The sequence below is a fragment of the Cobetia sp. PDI-12MA genome (assembly GCF_059507695.1).
This window is the reverse complement of record NZ_CM183351.1, coordinates 79,585-96,900: the sequence shown is the minus strand read 5'-3', so window position 1 is coordinate 96,900 and position 17,316 is coordinate 79,585. Positions and strand designations below refer to the sequence as shown.

At 53.9% G+C, this 17,316-nt stretch carries 16 protein-coding genes and 1 pseudogene; 6 read left to right on the top strand and 11 right to left on the bottom strand.

The window, feature by feature from the left end; genetic code table 11:
* Window positions 1–13: 13 nt before the first annotated feature.
* The 3 genes from AC5WNI_RS00440 (at window position 14) to AC5WNI_RS00430 (ending at window position 3,350) form a co-directional block, all read left to right on the top strand.
* Window positions 14–838 (top strand): TniB family NTP-binding protein, encoded by an 825-nt coding sequence (locus tag AC5WNI_RS00440; RefSeq protein ID WP_287023970.1) that lies wholly within the window; start codon window positions 14–16, stop codon window positions 836–838.
* Entirely contained in the window at window positions 838–1,926 is a 1,089-nt protein-coding gene (locus AC5WNI_RS00435; protein ID WP_175088986.1) for a TniQ family protein, read from the top strand. Before AC5WNI_RS00440 ends, AC5WNI_RS00435 begins: the two co-directional genes overlap by 1 nt.
* Before the next feature lie 440 nt (window positions 1,927–2,366).
* The gene (locus AC5WNI_RS00430) at window positions 2,367–3,350 is read left to right on the top strand and encodes a hypothetical protein (RefSeq protein WP_225347471.1); all 984 of its coding nucleotides are present in this window, start codon (window positions 2,367–2,369) and stop codon (window positions 3,348–3,350) included.
* A gap of 136 nt (window positions 3,351–3,486) precedes the next feature.
* On the opposite strand, the gene AC5WNI_RS00425 is transcribed toward AC5WNI_RS00430, so the two are convergent.
* From AC5WNI_RS00425 to AC5WNI_RS00410, 4 genes are all read right to left on the bottom strand, one after another.
* A complete protein-coding gene (locus AC5WNI_RS00425; RefSeq protein WP_495928569.1) occupies window positions 3,487–4,344 on the bottom strand; it encodes a L,D-transpeptidase family protein in 858 nt (285 codons plus the stop codon).
* Between the two features lie 252 nt (window positions 4,345–4,596).
* On the bottom strand, window positions 4,597–6,123 hold the full coding sequence (gene lnt, locus AC5WNI_RS00420) for an apolipoprotein N-acyltransferase (RefSeq protein ID WP_175088984.1): 1,527 nt from the start codon (window positions 6,121–6,123) through the stop codon (window positions 4,597–4,599).
* 4 nt (window positions 6,124–6,127) lie between these two features.
* A complete protein-coding gene (gene lspA, locus AC5WNI_RS00415; protein ID WP_175088983.1) occupies window positions 6,128–6,631 on the bottom strand; it encodes a signal peptidase II in 504 nt (167 codons plus the stop codon).
* Entirely contained in the window at window positions 6,628–8,814 is a 2,187-nt protein-coding gene (locus AC5WNI_RS00410) for a heavy metal translocating P-type ATPase (protein ID WP_225347469.1), read from the bottom strand. Before AC5WNI_RS00410 ends, lspA begins: the two co-directional genes overlap by 4 nt.
* An 86-nt stretch (window positions 8,815–8,900) precedes the next feature.
* Between AC5WNI_RS00410 and AC5WNI_RS00405 the strand changes: the two genes are divergently transcribed.
* Window positions 8,901–9,359 carry a MerR family transcriptional regulator gene (locus tag AC5WNI_RS00405; protein ID WP_175088981.1) on the top strand — a complete coding sequence of 153 codons (459 nt, stop codon included), beginning with the start codon at window positions 8,901–8,903 and terminating at the stop codon, window positions 9,357–9,359.
* Window positions 9,360–9,401: 42 nt separating this feature from the next.
* Here the strand turns inward: AC5WNI_RS00405 and AC5WNI_RS00400 are convergent.
* The 5 genes and pseudogenes from AC5WNI_RS00400 to AC5WNI_RS00380 form a co-directional block, all read right to left on the bottom strand.
* A pseudogene (locus AC5WNI_RS00400) lies at window positions 9,402–9,836 on the bottom strand (ZIP family metal transporter); the annotation flags it as partial.
* A 33-nt stretch (window positions 9,837–9,869) separates the two neighbouring features.
* Window positions 9,870–10,184 (bottom strand): ZIP family metal transporter, encoded by a 315-nt coding sequence (locus tag AC5WNI_RS00395; RefSeq protein ID WP_254627027.1) that lies wholly within the window; start codon window positions 10,182–10,184, stop codon window positions 9,870–9,872.
* 111 nt (window positions 10,185–10,295) lie between these two features.
* On the bottom strand, window positions 10,296–11,285 hold the full coding sequence (locus AC5WNI_RS00390; protein WP_175088980.1) for a M23 family metallopeptidase: 990 nt from the start codon (window positions 11,283–11,285) through the stop codon (window positions 10,296–10,298).
* Complete coding sequence (locus AC5WNI_RS00385; protein WP_175088979.1) at window positions 11,285–11,962, bottom strand: DsbA family protein; 678 nt, start codon at window positions 11,960–11,962, stop codon at window positions 11,285–11,287. Before AC5WNI_RS00385 ends, AC5WNI_RS00390 begins: the two co-directional genes overlap by 1 nt.
* A 114-nt stretch (window positions 11,963–12,076) precedes the next feature.
* A complete protein-coding gene (locus AC5WNI_RS00380) occupies window positions 12,077–12,991 on the bottom strand; it encodes a cation diffusion facilitator family transporter (protein WP_225347468.1) in 915 nt (304 codons plus the stop codon).
* 204 nt (window positions 12,992–13,195) lie between these two features.
* Here AC5WNI_RS00380 and AC5WNI_RS00375 point away from each other — a divergent pair, with 204 nt between their 5' ends.
* The gene (locus AC5WNI_RS00375; RefSeq protein ID WP_495928568.1) at window positions 13,196–13,792 is read left to right on the top strand and encodes a bile acid:sodium symporter family protein; all 597 of its coding nucleotides are present in this window, start codon (window positions 13,196–13,198) and stop codon (window positions 13,790–13,792) included.
* A gap of 36 nt (window positions 13,793–13,828) precedes the next feature.
* Here AC5WNI_RS00375 and AC5WNI_RS00370 read toward each other — a convergent pair.
* Window positions 13,829–14,964 (bottom strand): IS3 family transposase gene (locus AC5WNI_RS00370; protein ID WP_156941212.1). Its coding sequence is split into 2 segments (ribosomal slippage): window positions 13,829–14,691 and window positions 14,691–14,964, totalling 1,137 coding nucleotides; the frame shifts between segments, so codons are not numbered across the junction.
* Window positions 14,965–15,085: 121 nt separating this feature from the next.
* Between AC5WNI_RS00370 and AC5WNI_RS00365 the strand changes: the two genes are divergently transcribed.
* Window positions 15,086–15,388, top strand: a complete 303-nt coding sequence (locus AC5WNI_RS00365; RefSeq protein ID WP_495928567.1) for a hypothetical protein — start codon at window positions 15,086–15,088, stop codon at window positions 15,386–15,388.
* A gap of 110 nt (window positions 15,389–15,498) precedes the next feature.
* On the opposite strand, the gene AC5WNI_RS00360 is transcribed toward AC5WNI_RS00365, so the two are convergent.
* Window positions 15,499–17,268 (bottom strand): hypothetical protein, encoded by a 1,770-nt coding sequence (locus AC5WNI_RS00360; RefSeq protein ID WP_225347467.1) that lies wholly within the window; start codon window positions 17,266–17,268, stop codon window positions 15,499–15,501.
* Window positions 17,269–17,316 lie beyond the last annotated feature (48 nt).

The following is a 17,316-nucleotide window of genomic DNA, read 5'->3' as shown; positions in this document are numbered from 1 at the left end:
CGCTAGAGAGCGAATGGAGTTTATGGATCAACCGCGATGGTTGGGGTATCCATTGGCCAATCGTGTCATTGAGGTCATGCGTGGGCTGATGGAGAAGCCTAGTCGTCCTCGTATGCCTAACCTCTTGCTCGTGGGTGACTCCAACAACGGAAAGACAACCATCGTTCAACGGTTTCGTAAACAGTACGGTGAGGGCTACGTGAATGAAGACGTAGAACCGGTGAAACCAGTGATCGTCACTCAAGCCCCACCGAGTGCCGATGAGAAAAGTCTGTATATCGCAGTGTTAGAGAGCTTTTGGGCTCCCTATCGGCCTTCAGACCCGGTACCTAAGCTGCGCTACCAAGTGATTCATCAACTGCGGGCTTGCCATACCCGCTTGTTGATCATTGATGAGTTCCACTCACTGTTAACCGGTGGTGCCGTCAAGCAGCGCGAAACGATGAATGCCATTAAGCTCCTATGCAATGAGTTAATGATTCCCATCGTTGGTGTGGGTACGCAGGATGCTGTGCGTGTACTGCATTCAGATCCGCAGCATGCGAGTCGCTTTGATGTGGTTGCATTACCGAAGTGGGAGCTCAATCAGGAGTTTCAGAAGCTGCTCGCTGGCTTTGAGAAGATATTACCGCTCAAACATCCTTCCCAACTGCATGAGCCACAATTGGCGACCCAGCTTCACGCGATCTCTGGCGGCAATTTTGGCGACCTGCACCGGCTGCTGATTGAGTGTGCCAATGCCGCTATTTTGTCCGGGGCTGAACGTATCGATGAGAAAATTATTCAGAGTAAATCATGGGTGCGACCTACCCGTGGCATTAGGGAGGTGATGCTGTAATGCCTTGGGCGCTGAGTGTGCCTCTGTTGCCTGAAGAGTCGCTTTCTTCATGGCTGGTACGGGCGGCGTTGAGACAGGGGTGTGATCCTTTGTCGCTCACCGGGGCTATCTGGCCAACATGGCGTATATGGACAAGGGATATTGATAGGGAAATTCCCCTCGTAAGAATGCGCCCATTAGTCAATGCATCGGGGATATCGTCCGCTGAGTTTCAGAAAGCTGGGATGCGGGACGATTGTGAGAAAGTGGCCGGTTACTCATTACCGGAAACGCGGACTTGGCCCTGGTTGTTAGCCCTTGGTAGCCGAAATCGAACTCGCCATGGAGGACAACAGATTTGTGCATTGTGTTTGGCAGAGGACTCAGCCCCCTACTTGCGCCGACACTGGCGATTCGCTTGGCACACTGGGTGCCGCTTTCATGGGGTGCAACTGATAGATGAGTGCCCGGTATGCAAGGCCCCTATAGAGCCTCATCGCCTGTCAGCAGAAGATCAACATTTAGCTCAGTGCAGCCGGTGTTATAACGATTTTAGAAAGGCGGTATGCACGTCGCCTTTACCAGAAGCGTTCAGTTTCCAAGTGATGGCTGATCGTGCTTTAACAAGAAGCAACGTGACGTTTAGGGAGGCCCCTATCGCACCCGCCGATTGGTTTTCTATGGTGACTTTCTTTGTTGGCGTTGTTCGGCGTGCAAGTCGGCGGCCTGCGTCACCCCTCGCAGATGCGCTTCTAACATTGGGCATTTCGATTACGGATAGCCGAATGCCTGTGTCTGGGTTGGCGTTTGAGCTTCTGCCTGTCAACGAGCGTTGTGCTTTATTAGCGGCGGTGGAGCGTTTGCTAAGTATAGGCCTTGAAGAAACGTTTAGCGCTCTGGTCGCTTGTAATGTCAAAACGAGTGCGCTTCATGATTCCCGAAAGTCACCCCCCGTTATATTGTTGCCGTTGTTATCACGGTTATCTCATCACCCTCATGGGCCGCATCGCCGCCGTGCTCTACCGGCTCATCGCCCCATGTCGGAACGCGCAGTGAGAGCCTCATGGGCGCGTTTAAAACGGAGAATGAAAGCGGAGCCAACCTCTTGAAGCAACACAAAACGGTAGACTGCGATGAGTGTGGTCGAGAAGTCTCCAAATTGTGGCGACGCCATAAGGGGCATGGTTACTGCTCAACTTGCTATGCTCGTGAGTTTAAGCAGCGGATGTGCCCACGATGTGGTGAGTTAGCTCGTTTGCCTAAGAATGACCCAGACGCCGTCTGTCGTCAGTGCGAAGTCGACAAACCGTGTGCACGATGTGGAAAAGCCAGTTCAGACTACAACATCGGCAAGGTCACTCCCTACGGCCCTGTCTGTATCGCCTGCGCTCCCTATTTCAGAGAGTCAGAGTCCTGCGAGGAGTGTGGGGAACCCTCTCAACGTCTTACCCGAGTGACGCGTATGGGGCATGATCATCGCTTATGTCCACGCTGTGCGACGGCAGATCACGGTACCTGTTCCGCGTGTCGTCGACATCGCTTATTGGTCATGACATCCAGCGGTGACGCATTGTGCAACGTCTGTTATGAGCAAGGGAAAATTGCCTGTCCATTGTGTGGCAATCCCATGCCAGCGGGTCGAGGCGATGCCTGTGAGCCCTGCTATTGGACGCGAACATGCCGTAAACGCATCACCATTGGCCAAGCCGGTATCACTACCCAAGCGTTAAGTGAGGCCTTTGGGGAATTTGGTGAATGGCTGATTCGTACCACAGGGCCGCATAAGGCTGCCCTCAAGATCAATCATTTCTTCTCGTTCTTCCTTGAGATCGACCAGGCATGGTCACGGATACCGAGCTATTCGGAGCTGCTTCATCACTTCGGGGCGGAGGGGTTGCGGCGTGTAAGACTTCTTATGCGATGGCTGCATGAAGAGCAAGGGGTAGAGCCGGATCACCAAGCAAAGAAGATCGACTCAGAGAAACGACGTATCAAAGCGTGTCTCAGGTCTATGCCGTCCGCTTCTTTATCAGAAAAAGCGCTGCATGCTTATTGGCAGCAATTAGAAACCCGTATAGAGGCGGGCAAAACGTCCCACACCTCCGCACGACTTGCACTAAGAGCGGCAGCCGCATTGCTACTCGCTACTGACCGGGAGGGGCAGCGACTGCCTCAACAGGGCGATGTGGACAACTATTTGCAGGCGGTGCCTGGACAAGCAGCCTCGGTGACGGGGTTTACTAATTTCTTGAATCGCCAACATGCCACCACGTTGGCTCCTCGGGTGGATGTAAAACGGGCAAGAAAGCGGCGAAAAGAAACACTAGCCCGCACCCTGATGACGATGGCCCGGTGTGCTGATCAAGGAGAGGCCTGGAGGGAGGCATGGATCGTTGCTGCCATGGAGTATTTCCATGACACAAAAGTAACGCAGAAAATGCTTCGACAACAGACCGTAGAGCGGACGACAGACGGGATACAGGTGGTAATGAGTGACGTTACCTACTGGCTGCCTCTGGATATTGAGTGCTAAGACACTGATAGCGCGCAGTCACTTGGAGGGCTCCGCGCGAATGTCGCCCCGCCGTTTGGACGGGGCTATGGCTCTCTACCTATATGCCAGGGCTCAACGGTGTGCCAGAAGGCGTGTCATGACCGTTGAGATGACATCAGATCCAGGTCTTCATAAATGCCTTGATAGACTTCTCTTCTGGGCTGTGGCGCTGTGGTTCCTGTTCCTGTTCCTGTTCCTGTTCCTGATTTGGATGTAGGGGGGTTATAAGCCCGTTAGAGAGTGACAGGACATCGCTGAGCTGCTCGTAATCGAGGTTTACGTTATCGACATTGTATTGGTTTAGGCGTGTCATGGTCTCTGTGAGTGCGGTCATACTGTGCTCTTCTTCTCCAAGCGGCGGAAAGGCTTGAATCAGCGGCTGACCGCCTTCCCAACCTATCTTGATCGACTGATTGATGATGTTGACTTGGGTGCCGGGTGGAATGCGGTCAAATATAGATTCGATGTCTTTGGGTAACATGCGGATACAGCCTCGGCTTGCGCGCATGCCAATGCCATCGGGCTGGTTGGTGCCGTGAATCAAATAGCCATCGAAGCCTAGGATGATGGCATGGTCTCCTAGCGGGTTATCGGGGCCGGGTGGCACAACGCTGGGCGCGGTTTCACCGCGTGCTTCCGCTTCGCGTTTTACCGACTCAGGCGGGTACCACGCGGGGTTTTTAATGTTCATGGTGGTCTCGGTCACGCCTAGAGGAGTATCAAACCCTTCGCGACCAATGCCAATAGGATAGGTCTCAACACGCGGTGTCTCACCGTTTTTGACATCTGGGTAGTAGTAAAGCCGCAGCTCGGCGATATTGATAACGATCCCAGTACGCTCCACATTCGGCAGAATAAAACGTCCCGGAATAGTCACTTCCGTGCCCACCCCTGGAACCCAGATGCTAACCTCTGGGTTTGCACGGATCATCTCCAAATAGCCAAGGTTGTGACGCCTGGCAATATCTATCAAGGTATCGTCGTAATCCTTTACGATAAAGGTGTCAGCCTCTCCGATAATATTACCTTCCTCTGGTAGCGGGTAATGCCCTTTGGGCCATTCCGTCTCCTGGGTCGTGTCGGGTTGTGTCGGGTTGTGTCTCCATGGCGACAGTGGGCCATGCCAGAAACGAAACCACCACACTCACGATGAAGCCGATCTGCATTGGCCATGGGAGGAATCTCTTAAGTATTACTGCGTTCTTTGCCAGGAGTATCGCTAGGTTCATTTTTCATCTAATGCGTCGTTTTTTGATCGAGATAAGTTCAGTTGTAACCCGAGCAGTGTCAGCAAGGCAGCGAGTATCCAAGCGGGGCCACTACCGGTGCGTGTGAAAGGAGTTAGGCCCTGCATCGGGGTCACCTCGCCAGTTAAACTGGCCTGTTCAAACTGTGGGGCACGGGCTGTGACGTGACCTTGTGAATCGATGATGGCCGTCACGCCATTACTGGTAGCTCGAAGTAGGTGACGACCATTTTCTAAGGCACGTAAACGCGCCATTTGAAGATGTTGGTGTGGGCCAATGGAACGCCCAAACCACGTATCGTTGGAAACCGTTAATAGCAGCTCGGCATTACGCGCCTGTTGGGCGACATGATCGGCGAAAATGATCTCGTAACAGATGGCAGTGCCAATGGTAGTGCCAGCCACGTGTAACGGAGCCTGTACGTCTGAACCAGGGGTCAGCCGGGGTGTTGGCAAGTCGAAAAAAGCAAGGGTGTCAGCGAGGAGGCTTTGGAATGGCAAATACTCGCCAAAGGGTACTAAATGCGCTTTTTGGTATTCGCCTTGCACATCATTTAGCCCTATGACGCTGTTATAAGAGCGCCCTTCACTGTCGCGTTGCAAAATGCCGGTCAACAAGGCGGTGTTAGGCCCCAGGTCGGACGCTACTTGCTCCAGTATTCGCTGTGCTTCCTGCTCAAGCATGGGAAGGGCTGCCTCGGGCCAAACGATGAGATCGATGTCCCTTGCTTGCTCTTGTGTCATTGTTGTGTAGATATTGACCGCCTCGCGCTGCCCTTGGGCAGTCCACTTAATGCGTTGGTCAAGATTCCCTTGCAGCAATGCCACCCGGATGGGCTTGCCAGCCGGGGTTGTCCATTGGGCGGGCAATAAGAATGGAACGACCCACAAGGCGGCCATTGGGACAAGGCAACTCCAGCGGCGACGCAGTACCTCTACCCCTAACGTACCTGTCAGCGCGGTCATAAGTGACAGCAAGTACACACCACCAACGGGTGCCCATGGGGCTAGTGGAGAATCTATCTGAGAGGTGCCTAACAATAACCAGGGGAAGCCGGTGAGCAACCAGGTGCGTAGCCATTCGCTCACCACCCACATACCGGCAAAGCTAAGAAAGGCGAACCGTGGCCCCGTGATGCGTCGATAGAGCCCAAAGGGGACTGCAAAGAAGAGCGCCAGGACGCTGACAAAAAGAGTGGTGAGGAACATCGCCACCAAGGCCCCGGTGCCACTGAAATCGTGAATAGCAACGAAGACCCACGACGTGCCTGAACCGAACAGGCCTACCCCATAGCACCACCCACGCAGGGTGGCCATGACGGGCGTTAGCGACTGTATCTTCCAATAGACCAGTGCCACGGCCACTGGGCCAAGCCACCATAGGGAAAAGGGGGCGGCACTCAAGGTGGTCAGTACCCCAGCGGCGAGCGCTACAACGCAATCGATTATTGGTGAGAGTCGCCCAGCAAAAAGCGTATATTCTTTATCTTGATCGACCACATCCATAGCGTTACTCAGAGCGCTTAAAAACAGGACTTTCACGCCATAACGCCACCGCGAACATCAATACACCGGCAAATAGCGCGATATCGGCCATGTTAAAGGCGGGCCAATGCCATTCGCCCCAGTAAATGTCCAGATAGTCGACGACGTACCCTCGCGCTAAGCGATCAACGGTATTACCGAGCGCGCCGCCAAGAATCAGACTGTACGCACAGGCTTCCAAACGCGGCAGGGGTTTGCATAGCTGCACCATCAATACAATGGCGACCACCAACGCTAAACCTAGAAAGAGGTAGCGCTGCCACCCCCCTGCTTCTGCGAGAAAGCTGAAAGCGGCTCCTGTATTCCCGGTATAAACCCAGTTAAAAAACGGCGTTAGCGGAATGACTTGGCCAAACGACATCTGGGCATGCACAATTTCCTTGACCAGTTGATCGGCTAGAGCCATCACGCAAGCTAATATGAACCATGGCCAGCGACGTGAAGGGCTATCGTGTTGCACTGTTCTCATGAGGTTACTTTTCCTTGTGACAGGCCTGTCATTGCGGTACTGGGCGAAAAGCGGTAACCCAGCAGTCGCATGGCGTTCAACGTCACCAGGACGGTAGCACCGGTATCGGCCATCACCGCAATCCACATGCCGGTAATACCCAGAGCTGTGGTGACCAGGAAAATGGCTTTTAAGCCGAGCGCGAGAACAACGTTGGTTTTCACATTGCGCAGCGTGGCACGAGAGAGGTCTATCAGCTCAGCGATGCCGGTAACGCGGTTCTTGAGCAAGGCTGCATCGGCGGTTTCCAACGCCACATCCGTGCCGCCTCCCATCGCGATACCGACATCGGCTGCCGCGAGTGCCGGTGCATCGTTGATGCCATCGCCTACTTTACCGACGGGGCCACGGCCTGCCGCTTGCCAGTCTCGAACATACGCTGCCTTGTCTTCAGGCATTAGTTCGCCGTACGCTTCAATGCCTAAGCGCCCCCCCGTGGCAGCGACGGTGCGGGCATTATCACCGCTGAGCATGACCGCCTGTACGCCTAAACGGGATAGCGCCGCTAGGCCTTCAATGGCATCTTCGCGTGGCTCATCGCGAACCGCGATCAAGCCCAACAAATGCTCGCCTTCGACGAGGAGAGCGAGGCTCTTACCGGCTTCTTCTAACGCGACAATCCGAGCACTGAGACTTTCCTCAAGGATGACCTGCTCGTGAAGGTGGCGAGGCGTCATTAAGCTCAGCTCGCGACCCTCCACCTGGCCGGAAACACCGCGCCCCGCCAGAGCGCGGCTGCCGGTGACGGTGGGGAGGTTGATGCCCGACTGTCGAGCATGCTCAACGATAGCCGTGGCGATAGGGTGACTGGAATCCCGCTCTATTGCGGCGGCGAGCCGCAATACGCTGTTATCGTCTTCCTCAGCAATCCAAGACTCCACATCTGTGACTCTTGGGGTACCCGCAGTGAGGGTGCCCGTTTTGTCTAATGCCACCAAGCGAAGCTTACCTAACTGTTCAAGAACGGCTCCCCCTTTGATCAGTAGGCCGCGCCGAGCGCCCGCCGAGAGACCGGCGGCGATGGCGGCTGGGGTGGAAATGACCAACGCGCAGGGGCATGCGATTAACAGCAATGCTAACGCACGGTAAATCGACTCCGACCATGCCATGGTCGATACCAGCGGTGGCACTATCGCCATCAGTAGGGCGAGTAAGACGACGGCGGGCATATAGTAATACGCAAAACGATCAATAAAGCGTGCTATGGGTGCCTTGGCGGCTTGTGCTTCTTCAACCAGGCGAATAACGCGTGCGATTGTATTGTCATCAGCGCCTCGTGTTACCTCCACCTCCAGGGCGGCATCAAGATTCACTGTGCCAGCAAAAATGTCATCACCAGGCGAGCGCGAACGGGGGATGGACTCGCCGTTTACCGGCGACTCATCAAGGTCGGACGTGCCCACCAGGATACGTCCATCGCAAGGAACGCGATCACCGGGCCGCACCAGCACACGCTGACCGAGTTTAAGTGACTCCGCCGAGACGTCACGCAGATGGCCATTGTCCATCAGCCTTGCCGTTGAGGGTGTTAAATTTGCCAAGGCTGAGATACTGCGGCGCGCCCGTGACGCAGCTACCCCTTCGAGTAGCTCACCTACGGCGAACAAGAATACGACCATCGCGGCTTCAGCAGCAGCATCGATAGCCAATGCACCAAGCGCAGCGATGCACATCAGCATTTCGATAGTAAAGGGGTTGCGCATTTTGAGGGCGCCCCAGGCACTCTGCGCAATGGGCATTAAGCCGACCAGCGTGGCCAGAATGAACGGCACATTACCCAGCGCAGGCCATGCTAAACGAAGCGCGAAGGCTACGATCAGCAGATTGCCTGTGATAATGACCAAGCGCCCTTTAGCGGTTTGCCACCAAGGGGATGAAGCATCAGATGCGCGTGTTTGGCCTGCAGGGGAAGTCACTTGATAGCCTAGTTCGTTCAGGATGCCCTCAATGGTCTGTTGAGAGGGGCCACCCTGATCGCGGTGGTGAATCTTCACCGATCCCGTGACCGAGCTTGCTGTGACTTCCTCAATGCCGTCCAGCCGCTCTAGCGCCGACACAACCTTGCGCTCACAACCGCCGCAGTCCATGCCTTCAACACGCAGCGTCAAGACGGTAGGCGCTGTTGTCGGCGTCGATGTTTTCATGGTGCCTCTCCTGCCAATGGGCTATGGTTTTGAAGTGTAAACCTTGTAGCAACTACAGCTTCAAGCCCTGCCTAAGGAGTTTTACCATGTCGATGATCGGCCAAAGTATCAGCATTGGTGAGTTAGCACGACGAGCTGATTGCAAACCTGAAACAGTTCGTTATTACGAGCGTATTGGGTTGCTGCGCGATGCGACCCGAACCGGCGGAGGACAGCGCCGCTATGGAGACGACGCTGTGCGGCGTTTGACCTTTATTCGTCATGCCCGAGACTTTGGCTTTTCGGTGGAGTCAGTGCGAGAGCTTTTGGCCATGTCAGATCAACCTGATATGCCTTGCCAAGAAGTCGATGCCATCGCCACGCATCACCTAAAGCAAGTGGAGTCTCGCCTTCAACGACTCTCCGCACTGCGTGAGGAGCTTCAACGGATGGTCACGCAGTGTGCCGGTGGCAAAGTGGAAAGCTGTCGAATCATTGAGGTCATTAGTGATCATCAGCTCTGTATCACTGAAAACTCGCATGGAGGGGCTCACGACTTGGGTTAGCACTAACGCTACGCCCCACGCCCCACGCCCCACGCCCCATGGTTAGCCCAGCGAGACATCCAAAAACAGCATGAGCACCAATCCGATGGAGAGGCCCAGCGTGGCCTTTTTTTGGTGCCCGCTACGATGAGTTTCGGGAATAATCTCATGACTGATCACATACAACATCGCCCCCACTGCAAAGGCCAACCCCCAGGGCAGTAGCGCTTGTGACATGCTGATGACTCCAGCGCCTAATAAGCCACCCAACGGCTCAACAAGCCCCGTAAGGGCGGCAATCGTCCATGACCGCCAACGTGAATAGCCCACGCTTAGCAGTGATACTGCTACGGCCAGTCCTTCTGGGGCATTCTGAAGTCCAATGCCAATCGCTAGCGGCATGCCTCCTTCGCTTCCCCCTGCGCCAAAGGCCACGCCAACGGCCAGCCCTTCTGGCAGGTTGTGTATCGTAATGGCAATAATAAACAACCAGATACGGCGTAGTGAGGCAGCCTCTGGCCCTTCTCGCCCCTATTCGAAGTGCTCATGAGGTAAGAGCTCGTTCAGTAGTGCGACCATTCCAATCCCTAGCAAAATGGCCGCACAAGCAATGGCAGCCGGCACAACGCTACCGCCATAACGCAGCTCCGAGGCTTCTAAGGAGGGTATGATCAGTGAGAAGAAAGAGGCCGCTAGCATGACACCAGCGGCGAACCCCAACGCTAAATCGCGAACACCACGATTCGGTGTTTTGGTAAACAAGACAGGAAGCGCCCCTACAGCCGTCATCAAGCCCGCCGCAAGGCTTGCCAATACCCCCATGGTGACGGGAGAAACCTCTTCCATACCGATTACCTGTGTTGTGATAGATGAGTGATTACACGGCTTGGGTTCCATAACGAGACAAGCGCACTTTCACGTTACTAACCCCCATGCAACGTTGTTAAGCACGAGTGGTTACGGCTCGTTAAACGAGATCAAGTCATAAAGTGACGCCGTACCGATAGCTTGTTCTAAGCGATCTCTTGCCTCGTAAAGTGACGCTTGATATTCACTTTGAGTCGGCTGTTCGCCTAGCATGATGCGTTGACCTTGACCAAGGGGGTCAACAGGCTGGTTATTGACTCTCACTTCGTAATGCAGGTTGGGCCCCGTGGCGACCCCAGAGGCACCTACCTCTCCGAGCGACTCTCCCGCATTGACTAAATTCCCAACCACTAACTGTGGGGAAAATCGGCTAAGGTGTGTGTAGCGACTGATTGCCCCTGTGTCGTGCTCCACCTCGATCACCTGCCCATATCCCCCTTGGCGACCCATAAAGGATACGCGCCCAGGTGCGGTGGCAATGACCGGCGTTCCTGTCGGCGCAGCCAAGTCAATTCCATTATGAGGACGCATCCCTCCATACACAGGATGTCGCCGATTCCCAAAGCGAGACGTTAAGCGGGCACTAAGCACGGGCAACCGCAACGTGCCTAGCAGGGTGTCGCTTTTGAAAAGAGCTACGTCCCCCTTTTGGGTGACCGGCCAAATGACCTCCAAGGGCTCTGCCTGATCAGGCAGAGCGGCATAACTGAGGCGTGGTGGCCCAACACGGGTGCCGTCCTGGCGTCGATCTTCCTCCCACACTAATTGAATACGTTCACTGCCAGAAAACTCCAACGGCGCTTCGATAAACTCGCTGAGCAGTGTTTCCAGTTTAGTGGCGAAACGCGTTGGGACACCTTCTGCAGCCAAGGCCTCGTAGAGGGTGGTATCAATGACGACATCACGCCCAAAGGTTAGGGTATCAACGCTATCGAGCGGTAATGTGCCTTCTTGCTCGCTAGCCGCCTGTAACTTGACAGGGCTAAGTTCAGACGGCGGCAATGGCAGATGCGTTTGCCAATTGGCTTCGGCTAGCAAGGGGTAAAAGCCCACCAAGCCTAATAACCACCAGCGCTGCATCACTGGCCATCCCCTTCCCCAGAGATCTCCGCTACTTCACTCTCGACGGCATCAATCAGCTCTTGCATACCAAAGGGGTCTAAAGGCTCGCCATTGACAAAAAAGGTGGGTGTTTGGCGAATCTGATTGGCTCTGACATCCGCCATGTCTTGGTCAATCACCGCCTGCACCTCAGCAGAAGTCAGTTGCTCTTCGGCAGCCGCTAAATCAAGGCCTCCTTGGCTCGCGATATCGAGGATGGCGGATTCATCAAAACTGCCATGTGAAGCCCATTGATCCTGGCGAGCCAGCAGCCTCTCCAGTACCGGTTCAAAGACGCCCTGACGACGAGCAACTTCTAATACCCGAATGGCCTTGTCCGATACGTCGCCGTGGAAAGGAGTGTAGCGCACGATGAGCCGCACTTTTTCTGGGTAGGTTTCCAGAATACTTTTTGTCAGTGGGTAGAAGGCACGGCAGGCTTCGCAAGCCGGATCGAAGAATTCCACAATCGTCACCGGCGCGTCTTCTCGTCCCAAGATGGGGGAGTGTGGACGCACCAAGGAGTCCTCGGCCTGGACACCGCTCTCTTTTGCTGCCTGAGCTTGCATGTCTAAGAGGGCAGGCTTCGATACGGCGACGATTGCAGCGGTCAGCATTAACGTACCAGCTAATATAAAAGACGCTTTTTTGAACATGTTTCTCTCTCTGTCTCAACGATGGGGGTGGAAAAGTAGGGTTGAAAAATAAGCCAATCGCTATGGGAGTAAGTCGATCGCTACCTACCTGAGCCGGGAGTCGGCCTCGGTCTGTCACTCGTGCCCATATAGATTGGCATTTTGATGCGCGTGATCACTATGCTCAAACTCTAGGCTAGAATGAGCAATACTGAAGCGCATTTTAAGCTGCTCCTTGATCTCTGCTTTGACGGATTCAAGCTGCTGCCAGCCGGTTTCTGTCAGAACCACGTGGCAGTCAAGGGCTGCCATGTTTTCCTGCATCTGCCATAGATGCACATGGTGAATATCCTGGACTCCCTCGATATTTCGGACGGTATCAACGACTGCCTGCCCGTCAATTTCCGGGGGAGACCCCAGCATTAGCGTACGGATAGGGCCACCAATTTCAGAGAAGGCAAGGTAAAGAATATATAGCGCAATCCCTATCGTGATGGCGGGGTCTACCCAGCGCATGTCGTACAGTAAAATAAGCGAACCACCGATAATCACAGCGATGGAGGCAAACGCATCCGATAAGTTATGCAGAAAAAGGGCGCGGATATTGACACTCTCTTTTTGCATTGACCACGTGAGCATGGCGGTAAGGGCATCGACGACGAGCGCGACGCCACCAATAATCACGATCGTCCATCCCTCTATCTCAGGGGGATCGATCATCCGCATAGCGCCTTCGTAAATCAGGTAGACGCCGACAATAATGAGGGTGGTGTAATTGATGAGTGCTGCCACTATCTCGATGCGGCCATAGCCAAAGGTCATATGCGCATCGGCGGGCCGTCTGGCGATTTTACGAGCGGAAAAAGCAATGACTAACGCTGCCATGTCTGAAAAGTTATGTAACGCATCAGCGATCAGCGATAAGCTTCCCGCCATAATGCCACCGACGATTTGAGCGATGGTTAAGAGCCCATTGGCCCATATGGAGATGCTGACGCGCCGGTCGCCAGAGGCAGGATCAATGTGAGGATGATCATGATGATGTCCCATCTGTTACCTTCTCTCGAATTATCTGTTCTTGGTACTATAAAACCTCTAGCAACTAAAGCTTCAACCCTTGAGCATTGTCTATTTGCATCGCTGGATTGGGAAGAGCGTCCCTTGCTCCCAAGCAAGTCATGGCGTGCTGGGCCGAAGTGATCATGTTTTAGGTGCGGGGCTCAATCCACTTCAACCGGTAACGTCCAATCCACCATGAGTAGATTCATTTATTTTGTCGAGGCGCACCTTGTCTGGTTTGTAATCGTCGTCGCGGGGGTAGGCTTACTCTTTCCGGCCACCGGAATAATGCTTGAGTTCGCGATTGGGCCATTACTGGCATTACTGATGTTGATCATCAGCCTCACATTCGATGCGCATGCAGTGCGCATCGTGTTCCGTAAGCCGTCACGGCAGTTGTTGGCATTGGGGCTGGTCTATGGGCCGATGTCGATTGCCGGGTGGCTAACGGGCCGTCTATTTTTTGGAAGCGGCTCACTGGCTGCTGGCCAAATCTTGCTCGGCACTCTGCCGACGGATGTGTCCTCTCCTCTTTTGGTACTGATGGCGAAAGGCAATGTGGCGCTTGCCGCTGTTTTCAACGCAGTCAACACCGCGTTATGTCCGTTCATTGTCCCCTTCCTGTTTTTATGGCTCACCGGCCTCCAGTTGGACGTGCCGCTTGGTTCAATTATTCTTGAATTAACACTAATCGTGCTTGTTCCTACCGTGATTGGGGTCAGCTTGCGGACAAAGTTTTCGGCTTTCTTTGCACGGCATGATGAAGTGGACCCCATCCTTTGGACCACCTGACGGGTCGTCTAAGCTCGGATCAGGTCATCATCGGCGTCAGGCCGCCTGGATCAGTGGTTGAGAGAAGTACACTTCATCAGGTGTAGCATCGTCTAGCCCTTGGTGGGGCCGCTCTGTGTTGTACCAAGCGAAGTAACGCTTCAGATCCCCTCGCAAGTGGGCGCCGCTCTCGAAAGCCTTCAGATAAACGCACTCATACTTCACACTGCGCCAGAGTCGTTCCACGAATATGTTGTCCTGATAGCATCCCTTGCCGTCCATGCTGATCCGGACATCATGGGCTTCCAGCACTTCGGTGAACGACTGGCTGGTGAACTGACAGCCTTGATCTGTATTGAATATCTCGGGCTTTCCATAACACGCCAAGGCTTCCTCCAAAGCATCGATACAGAAGTCCGTATCCAGGGTGTTGGAGACCCGCCAGGCCAACACGCGACGGCTGTGCCAGTCCATGATGGCCACCAGGTACATGAACCCGCGCGCCAAAGGAATATAGGTGATATCGGTCGCCCATACCTGATTGGGGCGGTCGATGACTCGCCCCCGCAGCAAGTAAGGATAGATCCGATGTCCTGTACCTGGCCGGCTAGTGCATGGCTTCGGATAAATAGCCTGTAGTCCCATCCCGCGCATCAATCGCTGGACGCGCTTGCGGCTCACTGCGTGGCCCAAGCGATTGAGATAGGCTGACATCCTTCGTGAGCCATAGACCGGTGTGCGCAGATGTTCCGCGTCGATCAGACGCATTAACTCCAGATCATAGGCCCGTAGCGCCTTGCGCTGATAGTACATCGAGGAGCGACTGATACCGAGTAGCTGGCATTGACGTCGGAGGCTGATGCCGGGCGCTTGCGGCTCGACCATTGTCAGGCGCTGGGCCCGACTCAACGATCGAGCCTGCGTGACAAAAAATCCCGTTCCACCGTCAGCTTGCCGATCTCGCGATAGAGCGTATCGATCTCCTCCTGGGTCTTCTGGGCGGTTTTACTGGAACTTTTGCCCTCGAAGACGCCGGTGGCGTTGTCCAGCAGGTCGCGCTTCCACTGACTCACCATGGTTGGGTGGATCTCGAAGCGGGCTGCGATCTCTGACGTGGTCTGTTCCCCCTTGAGGGCAGTAAGGGCTACCTTGGCTTTGAACTCACTGCTGTACTGTCGACGTTTCCTGCTCATGATCAAGCTCTCCTGGTCGGTATGATCAGAGCTTAGCGCCTGGTCCGAATTCTGGGGTCCACTTCATGATTCAGCGTATGCAGGGATAGGGTCAATTCTGTATCTGCTGATCCTACTCGCCGTGGTCGGGCCGAATGCCACCACGATCATTGGCTATGGCTGGTATGCGTTTGTGATTGCGGGCGCGGCCCTGTGCCTCAATTTGATTGGCTACCTGGTAGGTATGTCCTCACGGTTACTCACCTCTGATCGCAAAGAGGTGATTACCTATCTTTTCACGGTCAGTAAAAAGGAATTCAGCATTGCCGCAGCGTTTGTCGCTGCTTCCGGTTTGCCATCAGAAATCGCGATTCCAGCCGCTTTTTTTGCCGTGATTCAAATGATCACTTCGCCCATCGCAGCGAAGATTCTCGCCCGTCACTGAAGGGATGGCCGTATCGGTTCTCCGTCAGAAGAGCAACCTGCACACGGTGTGTACTGGTTGCTCTTACCGACAAAACAGATACCGCCTACTTATAAGGTTACAAATAGTACCTACGCTAAGTCACTGCGACCAATACTGACCTTGCTAAAAGCATTTAACACAGAGGCTTCGCAGGGTATCTGTTCCTTTTTGGATTTAGGGTGCTTAAACGTATCGGCGAATCCTGGGCAGTGACGAACTAGTTTTTGGACAACACCTTCTACGTGCCGCACGTTAGACAGCACTTGGCGTAACCACTGCTCGAAGCTGCCTTGGTGGCTCAGCGTGAAGACCAAACCTTTATAGGAAGGAGGCTTGGATGCCTCCTCGCTACCGCCAGCTCTGGGTTTTGGAGGGCGTCGTTGAATCTCCATGAGATAGAGTGTTTGATCTAACACATGCACCCTAATGACGAGCACCCCGCGAGGTAGCTTGGTCTGAGTATCAATGTAAACCCAATTAGCGACTGTCGTTTTCACCTCCTCGTCTATTTCGAAAGGTTCGAGGCTGATCAACCGAGGGTCGGGGGAAGTGCTAAAGCCGTCTTCAAAGGTAAACCAGCTAACGCCACGAATCGTTGCGGGATAGGCCGATTGTAAATAGAGAAGCGCATTCCACATATCACGTAGAAAGCCCTGTGATTCCAGTGTAATAGGAGCATGAATAGAGGCCTGTCCGACCCCTTTTCCTGATCCATGTGGCTCCCCAGTGGAGAAAATGGTTTCGTCACCCGGAACGGGGACGCCTCGTGTATCGGGCACATTTTTTCGAGTATATCGTTTATCCAAGACAGCGCGAGGCTTACCTAAAATAACGAATTCGTCCTCAGGAAGGTCTAGCCAAGAAGAGCCATGGTCGGGCTCTTCATCATCCGTCAGGTCAATGACATCGGGGATGTCTTGAAGCTGATGATAGGGAAATTGAGTGGGAGCATCATCGCCATCGGTGGCTGGTACTGTCGTTGACTTCTCTCTTTCGCGGTGGATCGTGGCACCGTCGGGCTGCGTACAGCCTAATATCTGCAATCCTAGAAATGTGTTGCCACCATCAATCGGAACGCCAGAAACAGAGATTTCCCCGCTGCCCTGGAACCAAGGCGTGACCTCAAAAAGTATCCTATCTGCGGGGAAGCGGGCTTCAATCTGTGAGTAAATGCTTCTGGCAGCCTGTTCAGCATAGGGATCGTACAGCATATGCGCGAGCAAAATAGCATCGTGTTTATGAACACGATACGTAAATTTGACAGGCCACGTACCTGGGGATGCAGGCGCGTTAAGCGGTCGATAAAGACGCTCTTTTACTTCTTCCCAAGGGTAAGTGGCGAGCACCCGCTTGATTTCAGATGATCGACCGTAAACGCGTGCAAAAAATTCGGTGCAAGGGATGAGCAGATGTTTGCCACCTGGGAGGTAAAATTCAATCAGGTACGATTTGTGTTTTCTGTCCAGCGGTAAATAGCTTGCCTCATGAAAGGAGGTATAGAGGCTGCGCCCTGCTTTGTGTAAGTCGTCTAAGGAGACAATCCGCCAGCCGCCCGGAGAGAACGAAACAGGGAATGTTTTCTCCTCAAATGCGATGCGGGAGTTGCTCACGCCCTTTTCCCAGACGGAGCCGATTCTCAATAGCCCGACATGCGTTAAGACCGTCGTTCGCTTAATCACATCTCCTAATTTGTTCTCCTGATCAATAGGTCTTAAAAATACATAAATTTTAGGGACGCTTTGTGAGCGGATATTTTTGAAGATAGGCCCGTACCACCAAACGACCAAGCGCTCAGTTTCGTCTTTAAGGGTGCCATCTTGAAAGCTAAAGGTTCTGCATTGTTTGAGAGAAACGGTCACAAGGGCGTGCTCTATGTAAACTCAACATAGAGATTGTCGCAGTAATTA

Bases quoted from the DNA above. Each gene is read 5' to 3' on its own strand.
- AC5WNI_RS00440 (WP_287023970.1), top strand. From the start codon at position 14: ATGGAGTTTATGGATCAACCGCGATGGTTGGGGTATCCATTGGCCAAT.
- AC5WNI_RS00435 (WP_175088986.1), top strand. From the start codon at position 838: ATGCCTTGGGCGCTGAGTGTGCCTCTGTTGCCTGAAGAGTCGCTTTCT.
- AC5WNI_RS00430 (WP_225347471.1), top strand. From the start codon at position 2,367: ATGACATCCAGCGGTGACGCATTGTGCAACGTCTGTTATGAGCAAGGG.
- lnt (WP_175088984.1), bottom strand. From the start codon at position 6,123: ATGGATGTGGTCGATCAAGATAAAGAATATACGCTTTTTGCTGGGCGA.
- lspA (WP_175088983.1), bottom strand. From the start codon at position 6,631: ATGAGAACAGTGCAACACGATAGCCCTTCACGTCGCTGGCCATGGTTC.
- AC5WNI_RS00410 (WP_225347469.1), bottom strand. From the start codon at position 8,814: ATGAAAACATCGACGCCGACAACAGCGCCTACCGTCTTGACGCTGCGT.
- AC5WNI_RS00405 (WP_175088981.1), top strand. From the start codon at position 8,901: ATGTCGATGATCGGCCAAAGTATCAGCATTGGTGAGTTAGCACGACGA.
- AC5WNI_RS00395 (WP_254627027.1), bottom strand. From the start codon at position 10,184: ATGGAAGAGGTTTCTCCCGTCACCATGGGGGTATTGGCAAGCCTTGCG.
- AC5WNI_RS00390 (WP_175088980.1), bottom strand. From the start codon at position 11,285: ATGCAGCGCTGGTGGTTATTAGGCTTGGTGGGCTTTTACCCCTTGCTA.
- AC5WNI_RS00385 (WP_175088979.1), bottom strand. From the start codon at position 11,962: ATGTTCAAAAAAGCGTCTTTTATATTAGCTGGTACGTTAATGCTGACC.
- AC5WNI_RS00380 (WP_225347468.1), bottom strand. From the start codon at position 12,991: ATGGGACATCATCATGATCATCCTCACATTGATCCTGCCTCTGGCGAC.
- AC5WNI_RS00375 (WP_495928568.1), top strand. From the start codon at position 13,196: ATGAGTAGATTCATTTATTTTGTCGAGGCGCACCTTGTCTGGTTTGTA.